The 18,247-nt window shown below is 44.9% G+C and carries 19 protein-coding genes and 2 riboswitches; of the genes, 2 read left to right on the forward strand and 17 right to left on the reverse strand.

Features of this window, described 5'->3' with window-relative positions; all coding sequences use genetic code 11:
* The first annotated feature begins 137 nt into the window (after window positions 1–137).
* Window positions 138–491: a tyrosine-type recombinase/integrase gene (locus M4I42_RS13560; protein WP_268852649.1), complete on the forward strand. Its 354-nt coding sequence runs from the start codon at window positions 138–140 to the stop codon at window positions 489–491.
* Window positions 492–553: 62 nt separating this feature from the next.
* Here the strand turns inward: M4I42_RS13560 and sufB are convergent, their stop codons facing one another.
* From sufB to M4I42_RS13640, 16 genes are all read right to left on the reverse strand, one after another.
* Window positions 554–1,951, reverse strand: coding sequence for a Fe-S cluster assembly protein SufB (sufB, locus tag M4I42_RS13565; RefSeq protein ID WP_066322855.1), 1,398 nt, complete (start codon window positions 1,949–1,951; stop codon window positions 554–556).
* Between the two features lie 28 nt (window positions 1,952–1,979).
* Window positions 1,980–2,417 (reverse strand): Fe-S cluster assembly sulfur transfer protein SufU, encoded by a 438-nt coding sequence (gene sufU / locus M4I42_RS13570; RefSeq protein WP_268852650.1) that lies wholly within the window; start codon window positions 2,415–2,417, stop codon window positions 1,980–1,982.
* Window positions 2,407–3,627 carry a cysteine desulfurase gene (locus M4I42_RS13575; protein ID WP_268852651.1) on the reverse strand — a complete coding sequence of 407 codons (1,221 nt, stop codon included), beginning with the start codon at window positions 3,625–3,627 and terminating at the stop codon, window positions 2,407–2,409. The genes sufU and M4I42_RS13575 overlap by 11 nt, the downstream gene beginning before the upstream one ends.
* Entirely contained in the window at window positions 3,627–4,937 is a 1,311-nt protein-coding gene (sufD, locus tag M4I42_RS13580; protein ID WP_268852652.1) for a Fe-S cluster assembly protein SufD, read from the reverse strand. Before sufD ends, M4I42_RS13575 begins: the two co-directional genes overlap by 1 nt.
* Before the next feature lie 15 nt (window positions 4,938–4,952).
* A complete protein-coding gene (gene sufC, locus M4I42_RS13585) occupies window positions 4,953–5,732 on the reverse strand; it encodes a Fe-S cluster assembly ATPase SufC (protein ID WP_268852653.1) in 780 nt (259 codons plus the stop codon).
* Between the two features lie 319 nt (window positions 5,733–6,051).
* Window positions 6,052–6,879 (reverse strand): methionine ABC transporter substrate-binding lipoprotein MetQ, encoded by an 828-nt coding sequence (gene metQ / locus M4I42_RS13590; RefSeq protein WP_268852654.1) that lies wholly within the window; start codon window positions 6,877–6,879, stop codon window positions 6,052–6,054.
* A 20-nt stretch (window positions 6,880–6,899) separates the two neighbouring features.
* Window positions 6,900–7,565, reverse strand: a complete 666-nt coding sequence (locus tag M4I42_RS13595; RefSeq protein WP_268852655.1) for a methionine ABC transporter permease — start codon at window positions 7,563–7,565, stop codon at window positions 6,900–6,902.
* Window positions 7,558–8,583 (reverse strand): methionine ABC transporter ATP-binding protein, encoded by a 1,026-nt coding sequence (locus M4I42_RS13600; RefSeq protein WP_268852656.1) that lies wholly within the window; start codon window positions 8,581–8,583, stop codon window positions 7,558–7,560. The genes M4I42_RS13595 and M4I42_RS13600 overlap by 8 nt, the downstream gene beginning before the upstream one ends.
* 76 nt (window positions 8,584–8,659) lie before the next feature.
* Window positions 8,660–8,766, reverse strand: a riboswitch (SAM riboswitch).
* 194 nt (window positions 8,767–8,960) lie between these two features.
* A riboswitch (SAM riboswitch) is annotated at window positions 8,961–9,059 on the reverse strand.
* 69 nt (window positions 9,060–9,128) lie between these two features.
* The gene (locus tag M4I42_RS13605) at window positions 9,129–9,476 is read right to left on the reverse strand and encodes an SCP2 sterol-binding domain-containing protein (protein WP_268852657.1); all 348 of its coding nucleotides are present in this window, start codon (window positions 9,474–9,476) and stop codon (window positions 9,129–9,131) included.
* 161 nt (window positions 9,477–9,637) lie between these two features.
* Window positions 9,638–9,961, reverse strand: a complete 324-nt coding sequence (locus tag M4I42_RS13610) for a thioredoxin family protein (protein WP_268852658.1) — start codon at window positions 9,959–9,961, stop codon at window positions 9,638–9,640.
* A 15-nt stretch (window positions 9,962–9,976) separates the two neighbouring features.
* Window positions 9,977–10,318 (reverse strand): toprim domain-containing protein, encoded by a 342-nt coding sequence (locus M4I42_RS13615; protein WP_268852659.1) that lies wholly within the window; start codon window positions 10,316–10,318, stop codon window positions 9,977–9,979.
* Between the two features lie 115 nt (window positions 10,319–10,433).
* On the reverse strand, window positions 10,434–10,817 hold the full coding sequence (gene gcvH / locus M4I42_RS13620; RefSeq protein WP_268852660.1) for a glycine cleavage system protein GcvH: 384 nt from the start codon (window positions 10,815–10,817) through the stop codon (window positions 10,434–10,436).
* A gap of 64 nt (window positions 10,818–10,881) precedes the next feature.
* Entirely contained in the window at window positions 10,882–11,250 is a 369-nt protein-coding gene (locus M4I42_RS13625; RefSeq protein WP_268852661.1) for an arsenate reductase family protein, read from the reverse strand.
* A gap of 53 nt (window positions 11,251–11,303) precedes the next feature.
* Window positions 11,304–13,088 (reverse strand): acyl-CoA dehydrogenase family protein, encoded by a 1,785-nt coding sequence (locus M4I42_RS13630; protein ID WP_268852662.1) that lies wholly within the window; start codon window positions 13,086–13,088, stop codon window positions 11,304–11,306.
* Between the two features lie 245 nt (window positions 13,089–13,333).
* The gene (locus M4I42_RS13635) at window positions 13,334–14,509 is read right to left on the reverse strand and encodes an acetyl-CoA C-acetyltransferase (RefSeq protein ID WP_268852663.1); all 1,176 of its coding nucleotides are present in this window, start codon (window positions 14,507–14,509) and stop codon (window positions 13,334–13,336) included.
* A 15-nt stretch (window positions 14,510–14,524) separates the two neighbouring features.
* Window positions 14,525–16,909, reverse strand: a complete 2,385-nt coding sequence (locus tag M4I42_RS13640) for a 3-hydroxyacyl-CoA dehydrogenase/enoyl-CoA hydratase family protein (protein ID WP_268852664.1) — start codon at window positions 16,907–16,909, stop codon at window positions 14,525–14,527.
* 186 nt (window positions 16,910–17,095) lie between these two features.
* Here M4I42_RS13640 and M4I42_RS13645 point away from each other — a divergent pair, with 186 nt between their 5' ends.
* The gene (locus tag M4I42_RS13645; protein ID WP_268852665.1) at window positions 17,096–17,245 is read left to right on the forward strand and encodes a YuzL family protein; all 150 of its coding nucleotides are present in this window, start codon (window positions 17,096–17,098) and stop codon (window positions 17,243–17,245) included.
* A gap of 41 nt (window positions 17,246–17,286) precedes the next feature.
* Here the strand turns inward: M4I42_RS13645 and M4I42_RS13650 are convergent, their stop codons facing one another.
* The gene (locus tag M4I42_RS13650) at window positions 17,287–18,204 is read right to left on the reverse strand and encodes a proline dehydrogenase (protein ID WP_268852666.1); all 918 of its coding nucleotides are present in this window, start codon (window positions 18,202–18,204) and stop codon (window positions 17,287–17,289) included.
* Window positions 18,205–18,247 lie beyond the last annotated feature (43 nt).

The raw sequence follows: 18,247 nt of genomic DNA on the forward strand, positions 1-18,247 counted from the left end.
AAGTTGCAATAAAGAATTTCCGATTTTTCGTTTCCGTTTTCATCTAAATACAAACCGATATGATATAACGTGGTGAAGTGATCCGCTGGATGTAAAACAAAATTTCAACTTATATAGACGATGTGACTGTTCGTTTATTGAAAAAACATCGCATCAATCGGAACGAAATGTATTTAAGATATCCTGGCTATAAGCAACCAGAAACGAACATCGTCTTTCACCAACAAGACGGACGTTGGTTGCGGACGAATGTTGTAAGGGAATATTTTAAAGAAGTATGCAAACGGGCAGGGCTTCCTGTCTTATCGCCGCACGCGTTACGTCATAGCCACGCGGTGCATCTTTTGGAGGCTGGGGCAAATATCAAATATGTGTCCGAGCGATTAGGTCATGCCAGCATAAAAATGACCGCTGACACGTACCTCCATGTGACTCAAAAAATCGAGGACGAGGCACTAGAGTTGTATCAGCGGTACACTGAAAAAAGATAAATTGTGGGTGCTTTGTGGGTGCAGCTCTCTGAGGAAAGGGCTACACCCTTGATTTATCAAGGTTATCCAATACTACCTTCCATTTCGAACTTAATGAGACGGTTCATTTCCACTGCATATTCCATCGGCAGTTCTCTTGTAAATGGCTCGATGAAGCCCATAACGATCATTTCCGTTGCTTCCTGTTCGGAAATACCGCGGCTCATGAGGTAGAACAATTGCTCTTCCGATACTTTCGACACTTTCGCTTCGTGCTCAAGCGAAATGTTGTCGTTTAAAATTTCGTTGTATGGAATCGTATCGGACGTCGATTGATTATCCATAATTAATGTGTCGCATTCAATGTTTGAACGCGAACCAGACGCTTTGCGCCCGAAGTGGACGATGCCGCGATATGTCACTTTTCCGCCTTGTTTCGAAATCGATTTGGAAACAATCGTGGAAGATGTATTTGGCGCAAGGTGAATCATTTTCGCACCCGCGTCTTGATGCTGTCCTTTGCCGGCAATCGCGATCGAAAGCGTCAAACCGCGCGCGCCTTCTCCTTTTAAAATCACAGCCGGATATTTCATCGTTAACTTCGAACCGATGTTGCCGTCAATCCATTCCATCGTCGCATTTTCTTCGCAAACCGCTCGCTTCGTCACAAGGTTAAAGACGTTGTTCGCCCAGTTTTGAATCGTCGTATAGCGGCAGTACGCCCCTTTTTTCACGATAATTTCAACGACCGCGCTATGGAGCGAGTTCGTTGTATACACTGGCGCCGTACAGCCTTCCACGTAATGGACGTGCGCCCCTTCATCGACGATAATCAATGTCCGCTCAAATTGCCCCATATTTTCCGAGTTAATGCGGAAATACGCTTGCAAAGGCGTATCGACTTTCACGCCTTTTGGCACGTAAATGAACGATCCGCCCGACCAGACAGCCGAGTTGAGCGCCGCGAATTTGTTGTCTGTCGGCGGTACGACTTTTGCCCAATGCTCACGGAAAATGTCTTCATTTTCTTTTAACGCCGAGTCTGTATCTTTGAAAATAACGCCTAATTTTTCAAGGTCCTCTTTCATGTTGTGGTAGACGACCTCGGATTCGTACTGCGCCGATACGCCAGCCAAATATTTTTGTTCCGCCTCTGGAATTCCTAGTTTGTCAAATGTCGCTTTAATTTCTTCCGGCACTTCATCCCAAGAACGGCCTGATTTTTCGGAAGGTTTTACATAATACGTAATTTCATCGAAATTTAAGCTCGACAAATCGCCGCCCCATTGCGGCATTGGCATGCTGTAGAAAATATCTAACGCTTTTAAGCGGAATTCGAGCATCCATTGCGGTTCATTTTTCATGCGCGAAATTTCTTCGACGATTTCTCGCGTCAATCCGCGTTCTGCGCGGAAGACGGAAACGTCTTTATCCGCGAAACCATACTTATATTCGCCGATTTCCGGCATTTTTTTCGCCATTATATTCGCCTCCTTTTTTACAAGCCACTCATTCTTGTGAATGCAAACCTTTTTCCATTGCTTTCCACACCAATGTGGCACATTTAATGCGAGCTGGGAATTTGGAAACGCCTTGAAGCGCTTCAATATCCCCTAAATCAACCGAATCGTCGTATTCTTTTCCTTGCATCATGTCGGAAAAAATTTGGGAAAGCGCGAGCGCTTCTTCGATCGTTTTTCCTTTAATCGCCTGCGTCATCATCGACGCGGACGACATCGAAATCGAACAGCCTTCTCCTTCAAATTTCGCATCGACAATTTTTCCGTCTTCGACTTTCATCGTTAAATGAACACGGTCCCCGCATGTTGGGTTATTCATATTGATCTCGACATTCTCGTCCTCAAGAACACCGCGATTTCTTGGATTTTTATAATGATCCATAATGACTTGCCGATATAGCGTGTCTAACGGATTATTAAAAGACATGGCTGAAATACTCCTTCGTTTTCTTTAATGCCACCACTAAGCGATCAATGTCTTCTTCTGTATTGTAAAGATAAAAGCTTGCGCGGGCCGTCGCCGTGACGTTCAGCCATTTCATAAGCGGCTGCGCGCAATGATGCCCTGCACGAACGGCAATTCCTTCCGCATCTAACACGGTCGCGACATCGTGTGGATGGACATCGTCGATATTAAACGTCACCAATCCAGCACGTTGTTTCGGGCCGTAAATCGTCAATCCTTCAATAGTAGAAAGCTGCTCGAGCGCATATTGCGCCAACTTATGCTCATGGGCGACGATGTTGTCTAAGCCGATTTGCTGTAAAAAGTCGATCGCCGCGCCTAAACCGATCGCCCCCGCAATGATCGGGGTTCCGCCTTCAAACTTCCAAGGAAGCTCTTTCCATGTTGATTCATAAAGGCCAACAAAATCGATCATTTCCCCGCCAAACTCTACAGGCTCCATCTGCTCGAGCAACGCCCGTTTACCATATAATACGCCAATCCCGGTCGGACCGCACATTTTATGTCCAGAAAACGCTAAAAAGTCGCAATCTAAATCTTGCACGTCAATTTTCATATGCGGCGCGCTTTGTGCGGCATCGACGACCATGACCGCTCCGTTTCGATGGGCGATTTGCGCAATTTGTTTAATCGGGTTAATGGCGCCGAGTACGTTCGACACTTGCATCACGGAAACGATTTTTGTGTTCGGCGTGACCGTTTTTTCCACATCATCTAAGCTGATCGAGCCGTCTGCTTGCAGCGGAATATATTTTAGCGTCGCCCCAGTGTATTTGGCGACTTGCTGCCACGGAATGATGTTGCTATGGTGCTCCATATACGTAATGACAATTTCGTCACCCTCACGCAAATTTGCGCGTCCGTAGCTTGCTGCCACCATATTCAACGCCGTCGTCGTTCCACGCGTAAAAATAATTTCTTGCGTCGATTTCGCGTTAATAAACTTCCGCACTTTTTCGCGCGCCCCTTCGTACGCATCGGTCGCCTTTGTTCCGAGCGTATGCACGCCACGATGAACGTTCGAGTTGTATTCGCGATAATACTTATCAAGCGCTTCAATCACAGGGAGAGGTTTCTGAGAAGTGGCTGCGCTGTCAAGGTAGACTAACGGTTTGCCATTCACTTCTTGAGCTAAAATCGGAAACAGCTGACGAACCTCTTTTGCATCCATCATTTAACTTTCCTTTCGATAATTTCGACTAATTGTTTTTTCACGCTTTCAAGCGGAATTTCGTTCACAACCGGCGCTAAAAAGCCGTGAATGATTAAACGTTCTGCCTCCACCTTCGGAATCCCGCGGCTCATTAAATAGTACAGCTGTGTCGGATCGACACGACCGACGGAAGCAGCGTGGCCTGCAGTAACATCATCTTCGTCAATTAAAAGAATCGGGTTCGCATCGCCGCGCGCTTTTTCGCTAAGCATTAAGACACGTGATTCTTGTTCGGCGTTTGATTTCGATGCGCCGTGCTCAATTTTGCCGATGCCGTTGAAAATGGAAGTCGCACTATCTTTCACAACACCGTGTTTTAAAATATAGCCTTCCGTATGTTTGCCATAATGAATGACGCTCGTTGTAAAGTTTTGTGTTTGCTCGCCGCGCCCGACAACGACTGTTTTCGTATCGCCATATGAACCATCGCCAATTAAGCGCGTAATATTTTCCGAAACGGTATCGCCGTCATTCATCAAGCCGAGCGCCCATTCAATGCGACCGTGGCGTCCTGTCACACCGCGACGGTTCACATATGTCGTAATCCCTTTCGCCAAATGGTCAACCGCGGCAAAAAAGACGCGCGCATTCGTAAGGGCAAACACTTCTGCCACGATATTCGCAACCGCACAGGCCTGATCTTGAAGCGAAATGTAGTTTTCCACGTACGCCACGCTACTGTTCTCTTCCGCTACAATAATGACATGATTAAACAGCGCTGTATCTTCTTGCTCTTGAATATATACCGCTTGAAGTGGTGTCTTTACTTCGACGTTCTTCGGCACATAGACAAACACCCCACCGTTCATTAATGCGGCATGAAGCGCTGTTAACCGATGTTCATCCACTTGAACGCCATCTTTCATAAAATATTTTGCCACAAGCTCGCCATGTTCACGGACAGCGGTAAAAATATCGGTAAAAATAACCCCTTTTTGCTTTAAGTCATCGGACAACGAAAGATACGCTGGCGTATGATCGCGTTGCACATATAAATTTTTCGTTTCTTCTTCCAAATCAATGAGTGCTTTCACCGCTTCCGGAAGCTCCTCTAATGAAGAAAGCGGAGCACTTTGCACGACATGATGGGTAAATTGGGTAAAGTTCCATTTATCAATTTTCGTTTTGTCCGGCTTTGGCAACGGCAGTTCTTCCGCTTTGGCAAGAGCTTGTAAGCGAAGATTTAACAACCAGCTAGGTTCGCCGTGCCCTTCGGAGAAGGTGCGCACATACTGTTGATCGAATGGTAATTTTGTTTCAATCATCATAAGTCCTCCTAACGCTTACACTTCTTGCTCAACAGTTTCATCTTCAATGCCAAGTTCTTTCTTAATCCAGTCGTATCCTTCTGCTTCTAAACGTTGCGCTAGCTCTGGTCCGCCGGATTTGACGATGCGCCCTTGCATCATGACGTGAACGTAGTCCGGTGTAATGTAATTGAGCAAGCGTTGGTAGTGGGTAATGATCAAACAGCCGAAGTCGCTGCTGCGCATTTCATTGACGCCTTTTGAAACGATCTTCAGCGCATCAATATCAAGACCAGAGTCGATTTCGTCCAAAATCGCAATTTTTGGTTCTAGCATCATAAGTTGTAAAATTTCGTTCCGTTTTTTCTCACCGCCGGAAAATCCTTCGTTTAAGTAGCGGTGCGCCATGTCTGGATTCATTTCAAGGAACGCCATTTTTTCATCGAGTTTTCGGATAAATTTCATGAGCGAAATTTCGTTTCCTTCCCCAAGACGAGCATTCAGCGCCGCCCGTAAAAAATCGGCGTTCGTTACTCCGCTAATTTCGCTCGGATATTGCATCGCTAAGAAAAGTCCTGCACGAGCGCGCTCATCTACTTCCATTTCCAATACGTCTTGCCCGTCTAACGTGATGCTTCCTTTTGTCACTTCATATTTTGGATGGCCCATAATTGCCGATGATAACGTGGATTTACCGGTTCCATTTGGTCCCATGATGGCGTGAATTTCTCCACCTTTTACCTCTAAGCTTACCCCTTTTAAAATTTCTTTTCCTTCCACTGATACGTGGAGATCTTGAATCGTCAACACTGCCATGAAAAATACCTCCAATTTTCAAAAAAATTTGTGTATCTCATTGACTAATTTTACACACTTATTGTATTCTCATTTTATTCTCATTACAATCTTATAACAAATGAAAGGTCTTATCAACCATTTAACCTCATTATGATACTTTTTAAATAAAAAAGTTTCAAAAGTATATAAGCGGAGAAGGACTATTTTTCCATTAATGTTAGTATGCTTCACGAAAAGACGATTAAACCATTGAATTGCGCGTACTCGTGAACAGTTCTTTCCTTATTATTATATGTCGCTAAAAAGAGAACGGAAGCGTTCGCGCTCCCGTTCTTTTTTATTGCACTGCCGGAATGACAGCACCTTTATATTTTTCGTTAATGAAGTCTTGAATTTCTTTTGATTGCAATACTTCCACAAGCGTTTTAATTTCTTTGCGGTTTTCGTCGCCTTTGCGCACGGCAATGATGTTCACATACGGATTATCTTTTGGCGACTCCACAGCAATCGGGTCTTTCGCCGGATTGAGACCAGCATCGAGTGCATAGTTCGCATTAATAACGACGGCATCGCCTTCGTTATTTTTATAAATTTGCGGTAAAAGACCTGCGTCTACATCTGTTTTAAATTTTAGTTTTTTCGGATTTTCTACAATATCATTGACAGTTGCTTTCGTTTTCTCTACACCGTCTTTTAATTTAATCAATCCTTTTTCTTGCAACATCGATAAAATGCGGCCATGGTCCGCAACCGAGTTGCTCATAATAATCGTAGCGCCTTCTGGAAGTTCTTCAAGGCTTTTATATTTTTTCGAATAAATGCCGATCGGCTCGATATGAATGCCGCCAGCGTTGACGAAATCATAACCGTATTCTTTTTTCTGCGACTCTAAATAAGGAATGTGCTGGAAATAGTTCGCATCGATTTCTTTATCCGCCAACGCTTTGTTTGGCAAAATGTAGTCTTGGAATATCACAATTTTTAAGTCAATGCCTTTTTTCTTTAAAATCGGTTTTGCTTGCTTCAAAATTTTCGCATGCGGTACGTTTGATGCACCAACGACTAATTTCCCTGTTTCTTTTTCACCACTGGCATTGTCTTTGCCGCCGCACGCTGCAAGCGCCAACACAAGCACAGCTACTAGTAAAGCCATCCATTTTTTCATGCTGTTTTTCCTCCTCTTTTTTATCTTTTATCTATTTTAGAAGTGACAAAGTCACCAATAAACTGAATGATAAACACGATGACTAAGATGAGCACGGTCGCGACAAATGTCACGTCGTTATGGTTGCTCTGGAACCCTTCTAAATACGCAAGGTTTCCAAGGCCGCCCGCGCCGACGACCCCCGCCATCGCTGTATACCCGACAAGGGCAATCGCTGTCACCGTAATACCAGAAATAAGCGCTGGCAACGATTCCGGGATGAGCACTTTCCAAATAATCGTTGCTGTCGTCGCTCCCATCGCTTTCGCTGCTTCAATGACGCCTTTGTCAATTTCGCGAAGGGCAATTTCGACCATCCGCGCATAAAATGGTGCTGCACCGATGATGAGCGCCGGCAATGCCGCATCAGCACCAAGAATCGTGCCAACGACGAACTTCGTAAACGGAATAAGCAAAATAATTAAAATGATAAACGGAATCGAACGGAAAATGTTAACGAATGCCGAAATGAACGTGTTCGCTAGTTTATTTTCCCAAATGTTCCCTTTCGATGTTAAAAACAAAAGCAATCCAAGGATAAGGCCAAGCACAAACGTTGCAACAACTGCCATTCCCGTCATATAGAGCGTTTCCGATGTCGCCGCCCAAATTGTTTCCCATTGAACGTTTGGAAACAAGTTATTCATTCGTCATCACCTCCACTTCGACTTGTTGCTGACGAATGAAAGCGAGCGCTCGCTCGATGTCTTCGTCCGACCCATCCATATGGATAAATAACACCCCATATGATCCGTGATGTGTTTGCGAAATTTTTCCTTGCAAAATGTTGACCGTTAAGTCGAATTGGCGGATGAGCTGCGTAATAAGTGGTTGCTCTGTCGAGTCGCCAACAAACGTCAGTTGCACTAATTTTCCGTTCGGATACTGATCCAGTAAGTGGGTCATCGCTTCTTTCGTTTCCTCCGGCTCTGTCACTTGCTGAACAAACCTCTTCGTAATCGGTTGTTCAGGCTTGCGGAATACGTGAAGCACTTCGCCCATTTCGACGATTTTTCCGTTTTCCATGACCGCGACACGATCGCAAATTTTGCGAATGACGTGCATTTCATGCGTGATGAGCACAATCGTTAATCCGAGACGTTCGTTAATATCGACTAGTAAATCTAAAATGGAATCGGTCGTTTGCGGATCTAACGCGGACGTCGCTTCGTCGCACAATAGAACTTTCGGATGGTTCGCCAACGCTCGCGCGATGCCGACACGCTGTTTTTGTCCACCGCTCAATTGCGATGGATACGCATTTTCTCTTCCTTCCAATCCAACAAGCTGAATAAGCTCGTCGACTCGCTTCATTCGTTCTTCTTTCGGAACGCCGGCAATTTCTAACGGAAACGCAATATTTTCCCGAACGGTGCGCGACCAAAGCAAATTAAAATGTTGAAAAATCATCCCGATTTGCTGGCGCGCTTGCCGCAACTCTTTGCCGCTAATTTTGCCCATATCTTTTCCATGGACAATTACTTCTCCGCTCGTCGGCTTTTCTAGTCCATTCAACAACCGAAGGAGCGAACTTTTCCCCGCGCCGCTATAGCCGATAATGCCGAAAATTTCTCCTTCTGCCACATGCAAATTGACGTTATCAACGGCCGTCACGTTCCCGCTTGCCGCTTTATATATTTTCGTTACATTCGATAACGTAATCACGTCGATCTCACCTTCCTTATCCTATGAAAAAAGCCTTTCTGCTCAAGAGAACAGAAAGGCGTCATCACCATTCTGTCTCTTATCTCTCAAAGCGAACGCTTTGTGTGAATTGGCACCATTTCAGCTCTTGCTGACGGTTGCCGGGTTTCATCGGGCACATCCCTCCACCTCTCTTGATAAGAGCAGCAACACGCTCATTTATTCAATTAACGCTTTAATGCATTCAAGAATCATGTTTAATTAAATTACGAATGTGATTGTATCATCGTTATAAGGAGGTGTCAACAGAAAACTTTTTTAATATACATGTTATATTTTGGAATGATAGATCGTAACTCAAGTACAAAAGATGTGAGATCATCGAGTTTCTGTAGCTTTTCTGATCTTTCAGAGCAACCAAATCTGCTGGAATCAACACCGTAGCGCACCGGTTGCCCATTTCATTAGGCCATTCCCTCAGCCACTCTTGATAAAAATTATAAAATTATATTATTTTTCAGAATAATAACACTATTATTCCGTCCGTGACAATAGTTTTGCTTCTTTTAAGAGGCATGTCGGTACGGTTTTGCTAAATGGAGAAGTGATTCTAACAACAACATGTGGCGAAAACTTCCGAAAACTGTTAACTCTTTTAGACGGAGTTGTTGCTGCAACTTCAGTTCTCCATGAAAAAGACTTTTCAGCGCTTCTTTTGATCCGCAAACGGTTACTGCTTTCTGTTCATCTAATTCTGCTTTTCGCTGAATCCCGTGTTTGGAAATCGAAAAAATAATCGTTTCCCCATCACATTCGAAACAAACATATAGCGCTTCTTCCGGTAAAATTGGCAGTAAATGATGTAACGTTTTCACTCGTTCCATAAACTGCTTGACTAATTCATGAATACTCATTATTCCCCCGCCTCTCCATTTTCCTTTTCTCTCATTGATTTCCATTAAAAGAGGCGCAAATCCTTTATAAACTTCTCGACAAATCCTAAGCAAAATATACAAAATTCTTCACATTTCCCGAGAAATATGTCAAAAAACGTCTATCCATGCAAAAAACATCGTCAACGATGACGATGTTCTTGAAACTTTTGGATCACCTCGTATAAGTAAGGGACAGAATGAAATGCATATATCTTTTTCTTTTGACTTCCATTTTGAAACAAAAGCAAACAAGGAACGCTTTCGATTTGCCATTCCTCAGCACGCTCAGGCATATAATTAATGTCTGCTCGATAAAAGGGGATGTCAGGGAATAGCTGCTCCACCACATCTAACATTCGCTTCGCCAGCTGGCACGTTCCGCACATCGGCGTATACACATATAAGCAGACAATCTCTTGTTGTTGAATCCACTCATCGATTTGCTTCACTGTTACTTCCTGCATGTTTGACTCCATCCTTTACAAATCGTCCGCACGCACATCAATATTAGCTCCTAGTAACACCGCCGCAATATGCTGCTTCGGCGCAGCGGCGACTTCACGGTACATCCGGTCAATATACAAATGTTCCGCTTCTGGAAATTCACGGCGCAATTGTTTCCTTAACCTCTCCCCTGCTTCATCGGCATCCACTAAGATAAACACTTCTTTATTATAAAGCGCTTCAATCCATTCGTCTAATTTGGCGCGACTAATCGTTCCGTTCGTACAAATAATTTCGATTGGCTCTTTGACTAAGCTTTCGATTTTTTTCTTATCGGAGCGTCCTTCAACGATAATGACTTTTCCTATTTCTGTCATGGTTATCATCACCTAGCGATTAAAATTACTTGATAAATTATTCTATGCGCCCGCTCTCTTTTCCTCTATAACAAACGAAGCAATGACGCAAATGGCCATTGCTTCGTACCTTGCTTTATTGTTCGTTAATCATTGCTTCGTATTGCTCCGCTGTCAACAAGTTGTCAACTTCGCTTATATCCGACGGCTCGATGACGATCATCCAAGCTTTTTCATACGGAGATTCGTTGACGAACTCAGGGCTGTCGTTTAGCACTTCATTCACTTCAACTACTTTTCCGCTAATTGGCGCATACAATTCCGAAACCGTTTTCACCGATTCGACGCTGCCAAACGGCTCATTTGCTGTCACTTCTGTTCCCACTTCTGGAAGTTCTACGAAAACGATATCGCCTAATTCTGCTTGGGCAAAATCGGTAATGCCGACGCGCACTTTATCGCCTTCGACGCGCACCCACTCATGTTCTTCTGAATAACGCAATTCTTTTGGTGTGTTCATGTCAAGTCCCTCCAACTGCAAATGTATTCTTTTTAATAATAACTGATTTTTTCGAAAAACTCGACTACCTTCCGTTTGCTTGTCCAAAAAATTTTTCGTACTGCTTCTCGTCAAAGCCAACGATGACGTTCGTTCCGTCCGTTAACAGCGGTCGCTTCACTAACATGCCGTCCGATGCTAAAAGATCAAGCAATTCGTCATCGGAAGCGGCAGGGATTCGGTCTTTCAACCCGAGCGCACGATATTTTTGTCCGCTTGTATTGAAAAATTTTTTAAGCGGCAACCCGCTTTTTTCATAAAGCTCTTTTAACACTTCTTTCGACGGCGGCTGTTCAACAATATGTACAGCATTTACTTCTATGCCGCGCTCATCGAGCCATTTTTTCGCTTTTCGGCACGTGCCGCACTTTGGATACCAATAAAACGTTACCATCTCATCACCTCAAAATAACGAAAGTACCAGACCGCAGCCTGGTACTTCCATTATTACACAATATAACGTTCTGCTTCAATTAACGCCGCTGCTGCTTCGCGTTTTTTCGCGATCACATTAATTGGCGTATGGCGAGTAAGTTTACGCAATGCCGATAACATCATGCGCAACATATCACCTTGTTCCACCGCAACAATCGTTTCTTTGGCGTGTGCTTCAATTTCGTTAAATGCCTCTTGGCAGAAAATTTCTGTATAAAGAATTTTTTGTTTGTTTTTCTCGACACCAGACGCTTGAATCGCTTTTTCGGTGCGGAGAAGCGCTGATTCCATTGCATAAATGTTGCTGACGATGTCGGCGATATTTACTAAAATCTCTTGCTCTTTTTCTAATTTCGGACCGAATTTTTGTGCAGCTAACCCAGCCGTTAGCAACGCAATTTTCTTCGCATTGCGCACTAAATATTTCTCTTGCTCAAGCACGCCGTCGCCCACTTCTTCCGGCATTAACATCATCAATTCTTCTTGCAATTGTTGCGCTTTTTGAAGGAGCGGTAATTCGCCTTTCATCGCTTTACGCAAATACGTGCCTGGCACAAGGAGGCGGTTAATTTCGTTCGTTCCTTCGAAAATGCGGTTAATGCGCGAATCGCGGTACGCACGCTCAATTTCGTACTCTTGCATAAAGCCGTAGCCGCCGTGAATTTGCACGCCTTCATCGACGATGTAATCTAATACTTCCGTCGAGAAAAATTTATTCAATGAACATTCAATCGCATACTCGGCAATCGATTTCGCGATTTCTTTGCCGTCTTTTGCTTGTTCTGCGTCCAGTTGGCTCATCCGCTCTTCAAATAAGCCAACCGTGCGGTAGACAGAGCTTTCCGCCGCATACAATTTCGACGCCATTGTCGCAAACTTTTCTTGTGTTAACGTAAATTTCGAAATTGGCGTTTTAAATTGTTGACGTTGGTTCGCGTATTGAATCGTAATTTCTAGCGCGCGTTTCGCGCCGCCGACCGCACCAACCCCTAATTTATAGCGGCCGATGTTTAAAATATTGAAAGCGATGACATGGCCTTTGCCGATTTCGCCAAGCAAGTTTTCTTTCGGAACGAGCGCATCTTGTAAAATTAATGTGCGCGTCGAAGAGCTTTTAATGCCCATTTTCTTTTCTTCTGCACCTGTCGATACACCAGGGAAGTCACGTTCGACAATAAACGCTGAGAAATGTTCGCCGTCCACTTTCGCATAAACGACAAATACATCGGCAAATCCAGCGTTCGTAATCCATTGTTTTTCTCCGTTTAAAATGTAGTGCGTGCCTTCTGCGTTCAGTTTTGCCGTCGTCTTTGCCCCTAACGCGTCGGAACCAGAGCCTGGCTCGGTTAACGCATAAGCCGCAATTTTTTCTCCTGTCGCCAATGCCGGTAAATATTTTTGTTTTTGTTCTTCCGTACCGAATAGAACGATCGGAAGCGAACCGATCCCGACGTGCGCGCCGTGCGAAATCGAGAATCCGCCTGCACGTGACATTTTTTCGGCGATGAGCGCGGAGCTGATTTTATCAAGCCCTAATCCACCGTACTCTTCTGGAACGTCCGCTCCTAACAATCCAAGCTCACCTGCTTGTTTTAATAGTTTCACCGACCGGTCAAATTCATGGTTTTCTAAATGCTCTAACTGTGGAAGCACTTCATTCACGACAAACTCTTCCGTCGTTTTCGCAATCATTTTTTGTTCATCCGTAAAATCTTCTGGCGTAAACACACGCTCACAAGAAACATCTTCAATCAAAAAGCTGCCGCCTTTTACTACTTGCTCTGCTGCTTTTGTCATCGTTATTCCTCCCCCTTATTGTTGAACGGGTGGGGCGGAAAAATACCGCCCGCACCGCTTTTAAATACCATTTCATTCGCCTTTACTTTCCTCGCCAAGGACCATTCTCCGCTTTTCGGTGTTGTCTAGCTGCGGCTCCTAGCTCTCTTGTGCCAAGCAACCTTCCTCCGTCGAAGCAAAAAGCGCTTCTCGTCGGAAGAACGCTTGGCTTCGAGAGCTATACAGTCGCCTACGCTTTTCTTAGCTTAATCGATTAATTCAAACACACCTGCTGCACCCATTCCGCCGCCGATGCACATCGTGACGATGCCAAACTGTTCGTTGCGGCGGCGCATTTCATGAAGAAGCGATAACGTCAATTTCGCGCCAGTGCAACCAAGCGGATGACCGAGCGCAATCGCTCCGCCGTTGACATTCACTTTTTCTTCGTCTAAGCCAAGCTCGCGAATGACTTGGATCGACTGCGAAGCAAACGCCTCGTTCAATTCAAACAACCCGATGTCAGAAAGTTCGAGTCCGGCAAGCTTCAACGCTTTCGGGATGGCTGCGACCGGACCGATTCCCATCACTTCCGGCGGTACCCCAGCTACCGCGAACGAACGGAACTTGCCGAGCGGTTTTAGTCCTAATGATTCTGCTTTTTCGCGTTCCATCACCATGACCGCTGCCGCTCCATCGCTTGTTTGGGAAGCGTTTCCTGCCGTGACTGTTCCGTTCACGGCAAATGCTGGACGAAGCTTTGCCAATGTTTCCATGTTTGTATCTGGGCGTACCCCCTCGTCTTCTGAAAAGAGCACTGTTTTTTCTACTAATTTATTGTTTTCGAGCTTGCGAATGGTTACTTCCACCGGAACAATTTCATCGACAAATTTCCCTTCTTGAATCGCTTTCGCTGCCCGTTGATGGCTGCGTACGGCAAACGCATCTTGATCTTCGCGCGTCACACCATATTTTAGTGCTACTTGCTCCGCTGTATGCCCCATCGACATGTAATATTCCGGCGCGTTTTCCGCTAATTTCACGTTCGGACGTACGACGTGCCCCATCATTGGTATAAGGCTCATCGATTCGACACCGCCGGCAATTACTGTATCCGAATGCCCAAGCATAATCCGCTCCGCAGCGTAAGCAATCGCTTGTAATCCTGATGAGCAATAACGATTGATCGTAATCGCCGGAACGGTGTATGGCAATCCTGCTAACGCTCCGATGTTGCGGGCGATGTTTAATCCTTGTTCCGCTTCCGGCATCGCACAACCGATAATTAAATCATCAATATTTCCTTCGTAGTTTCCTGCCCGTTTTAACGTTTCTTTCACGACAAGTGCCCCTAAATCATCCGGACGCACATGGGCAAGCGTTCCTTTTTTCGCTTTTCCGACAGGTGTACGCGCCCCCGCTACAATGACCGCTTCTCTCACAATGTTCCCCCCTCTTTAGTTACGCAACGGTTTCCCTTTGACAAGCATATGCTGCATTCTCGCCTGCGATTTCGGTTCGCCTACTAAACTTAAAAACGCTTCTCTCTCTAAATCTAGTAAATATTGTTCATCGACTTCTGTGCCGTACGGAACATTTCCGCCTGCGATCACATACGCTAATTTTTTCGCAATCGTTAAATCATGATCGGTAATATAGCCGGACAGATGCAGCGATTGCGCCGCCAACAATAGCGTAGCGTAGCCTGTTTCCCCGACAACCGGCACTTTTTTGCGTACCGGTGCCTGATACCCGCTGTCGTAGAGAGAAATAACCGCCTGTTTCGCATCATAAAGCAAATGATCGCCATTCATCGAAATGCCGTCTGTATTGTTTAAAAAGTTTAATTCACGTGCTTCGACCGCCGACGTCGACACTTTCGCCATCGCAATCGTTTCAAATACTTTGTTCGCAACTTTTTGTAGATCAAATTCCACGCCTTTTGGAAAGCTATTTAAATGTTTAATGTACAGTTCTTTGTTTCCGCCGCCGCCCGGAATGAGGCCGACACCGACTTCGACAAGCCCCATATACGTTTCCGCTGCTGCTTGAATGCGGGCAGACGGCAAGCAAATTTCCGTTCCGCCGCCGAGCGTCATCGCAAATGGTGCCGCCACTACTGGTTTTGGACTGTATTTAATGTTCATCATCGCCTGCTGGAACTGACGGACGACAAGCTCAATTTCAAAATAGTTGTCGTCTTGCGCTTCCATTAAAATCATCGCTAAGTTCGCACCGACGCAGAAGTTTTTGCCTTGGTTACCGATGACAAGTCCTTTGTAGTTGCGATCGACTTCTTCGAGCGCATAGTTGATCATTTGCACAATATCTAAACCGATCGCGTTGTTTGGCGAATGAAACTCTAATAGCGCGACATCATCGCCGAGGTCAATGAGACTTGCACCGCTATTTTTCTTAATAACGCCTTTTTCTTCTTTCAGCCGTTGAATATGAATGACTTTCGCGTTTTCCTCTACCGCTTTGTATTCGCCGCGATCGTAAAAGAGCACGTTGCCGTTTTCCGTTTTGTAAAACGATGTATGCCCTTTTTCTAGCATTTCCGTCACCCAAGCCGGTATTTCGCGGCCCTCTGCCTGCATTTTACGAACGGATTGCTCTAAGCCGATGGCATCCCACGTTTCAAATGGTCCTAATTCCCAGCCGAATCCCCATTTCATCGCGCGGTCGATTGCGACAATGTCATCCGCAATTTCGCCGAGCAATTTCGCTGAGTAAAGCAATACAGAACTTAAAATATTCCAAAGCAACGTGCCAGCGCGGTCATCTGCATATACAAGCGCTTTCAACTTATTAGCTACGCCTTTTGCTTGTTTGCTCGCTTCCGTTGCTGGTGTTTTCAGTTTTTTGCTCGGTTCATATTCGAGCGTTTCATAGTTTAATTCCAAAATTTCTTTTCCTTTTTTCAAGAAAAAGCCTTGACCAGACTTGCTGCCAAGCCAGCCTTTTTCTAACATCGATTTCATAAAGTCCGGAACGCGGAACGCTTCTTTTTCTTCCCCTTCTACTTTTTCAAATACGTTATTGGCGACATGCACGAACGTATCCAATCCAACGACGTCGAGCGTCCGGAACGTCGCACTTTTCGGCCGTCCGATGAGCGGGCCGGTGACGGAATCGACTTCGCCGACACTATAACCGCCATTCATCATTTCTTTCACGGTCACTAACAACCCATACGTCCCGATGCGGTTCGCAATAAAGTTCGGCGTATCTTTCGCCATGACGACGCCTTTACCAAGCACATCTTCGCCAAACGTTTTCATAAACGAAACGACGTTCGGATCCGTATCTTTCGTCGGAATGACTTCGAGCAATTTCAAATACCGCGGCGGGTTGAAAAAGTGCGTCCCTAAAAAGTGCTTTTTAAAATCTTCCGAACGGCCTTCTGCCATCGCTTCAATGGAAATCCCAGACGTATTGGAGCTGACGATGCTTCCCGGTTTTCTCACTTCATCGACTTTGGCAAAAACGCTCTGTTTGACATCGAGCCGTTCGACGACGACTTCGATAATCCAATCCGCTTCCGCCAAACGATGGAAATCGTCTTCAAAGTTCCCGACTTCAATGAGTGCGAGCTTCTCCTTAGACATGAGCGGTGCCGGTTTTTGTTTTAATAGTTTTTGCAACGCCTGATTCACGAAACGGTTGCGTACTTCTTTATGTTCGAGCGTAAGCCCTTTTGCTTCTTCTTCTTTTGTTAGTTCGCGCGGCACGATGTCTAATAGCAATGTCGGAATGCCGACGTTGGCTAAATGCGCCGCAATCCCAGAGCCCATTACTCCGGAACCGAGAACAACCGCTCGTTTGATTCGTTTGACCATGACCTCTTCCCCCTTGCCTCTATTGAATGAATAGTCATTCATTTTTTGTCGAAAAAAAATTTCGCAACAACTTTCCTCTACCTTAAATATAAAGTATGTTGCAAATTTTCGCAATATATAAACTTAACATTTTTTGACTCGCATATCCCCATTTTTTTGGGGATGCTAATAACGGAGGTGGCAAGTATGGCAAAAGTACAAAAAAATCCATCGAAAACGGGTGTAAGTGCTGCGAGCGTAAAAGGAAATGCAGGTCCGACGGTGGAAATGGACGGCAGCGGAAAGAAAACAAGTCAAAACCAGCAATATAAAAAACAAAACATGCAAGAGGATTAAATGTAAAAGGGATGCCCGTTTGCGTGGAGCATCCCTTTTCTCTATTTGCGGAACATACCTTTTAAAACGAAAGCCACATTCGCCGGACGTTCGGCGAGGCGGCGCATAAAGTAGCCGTACCAATCCGTGCCGTACGGAACATAGACACGCATCGTGTATCCTTCGCGCGCTAGTTGTTCTTGCCGCTCCGGACGGATTCCGTATAACATTTGAAATTCAAATTGGTCGTTCGGAATGTTGTATTCTTTGACAAGCTGCTTCGTGTATTCGATAATCGCATCATCATGCGTCGCAACCGCCGTATAGTTGCCGTTTAATAAATGCATTTTTATAATTTTTTTGAAGTTTTCATCGACGTCTTTTTTATCTGGAAATGCCACTTCCGGTGATTCTTTGTACGCGCCTTTCACTAGGCGCAAGTTCGGATAGTAGTCTTTTAAATCTTCAATATCCGATTCGGTGCGGTATAAATAGGCCTGCAATACCGTGCCGACGTTGTCATACTCCGTTTTCAGCTGTTTAAAAATATCGATCGTTTTTTGACAGCGCGAATAATCTTCCATATCAATCGTCACAAATACCCCGTTTGTTTTCGCCGTTTCTAAAATGCCGCGCATGTTACGCATGACCAGTTCATCGGAAATATCAAGCCCCATCGACGTCATTTTCAACGACAACTGCGAGTTTAATTTTTCGCGGCCGATCGCTTCAATTGCTTCGATGCAGTGATTCGCCATTTCGTTCGCTTCTTTTTCATTATCGACAAATTCACCTAAATAGTCGACGGTAACGGCAAGTCCTTTTTGATTTAATGATTTAATGACTTCCACCGCTTGCCCGATCGTTTCCCCTGCGACAAAACGGGAAGCGCCAAACCGCAAACCATATCGTTTCGCTAATTTGGTCAACGTTTTATTTTTCGATAAAAACAAAAAAAAGTCGCGCATGAATTGTTCCATCACCATGTTACCCCCTCTTTTTGTAAGCGCCTTCAACATGGAT

Source organism: Anoxybacillus sp. J5B_2022, from assembly GCF_026847645.1.
Taxonomy (GTDB): Bacteria; Bacillota; Bacilli; order Bacillales; family Anoxybacillaceae; genus Anoxybacteroides.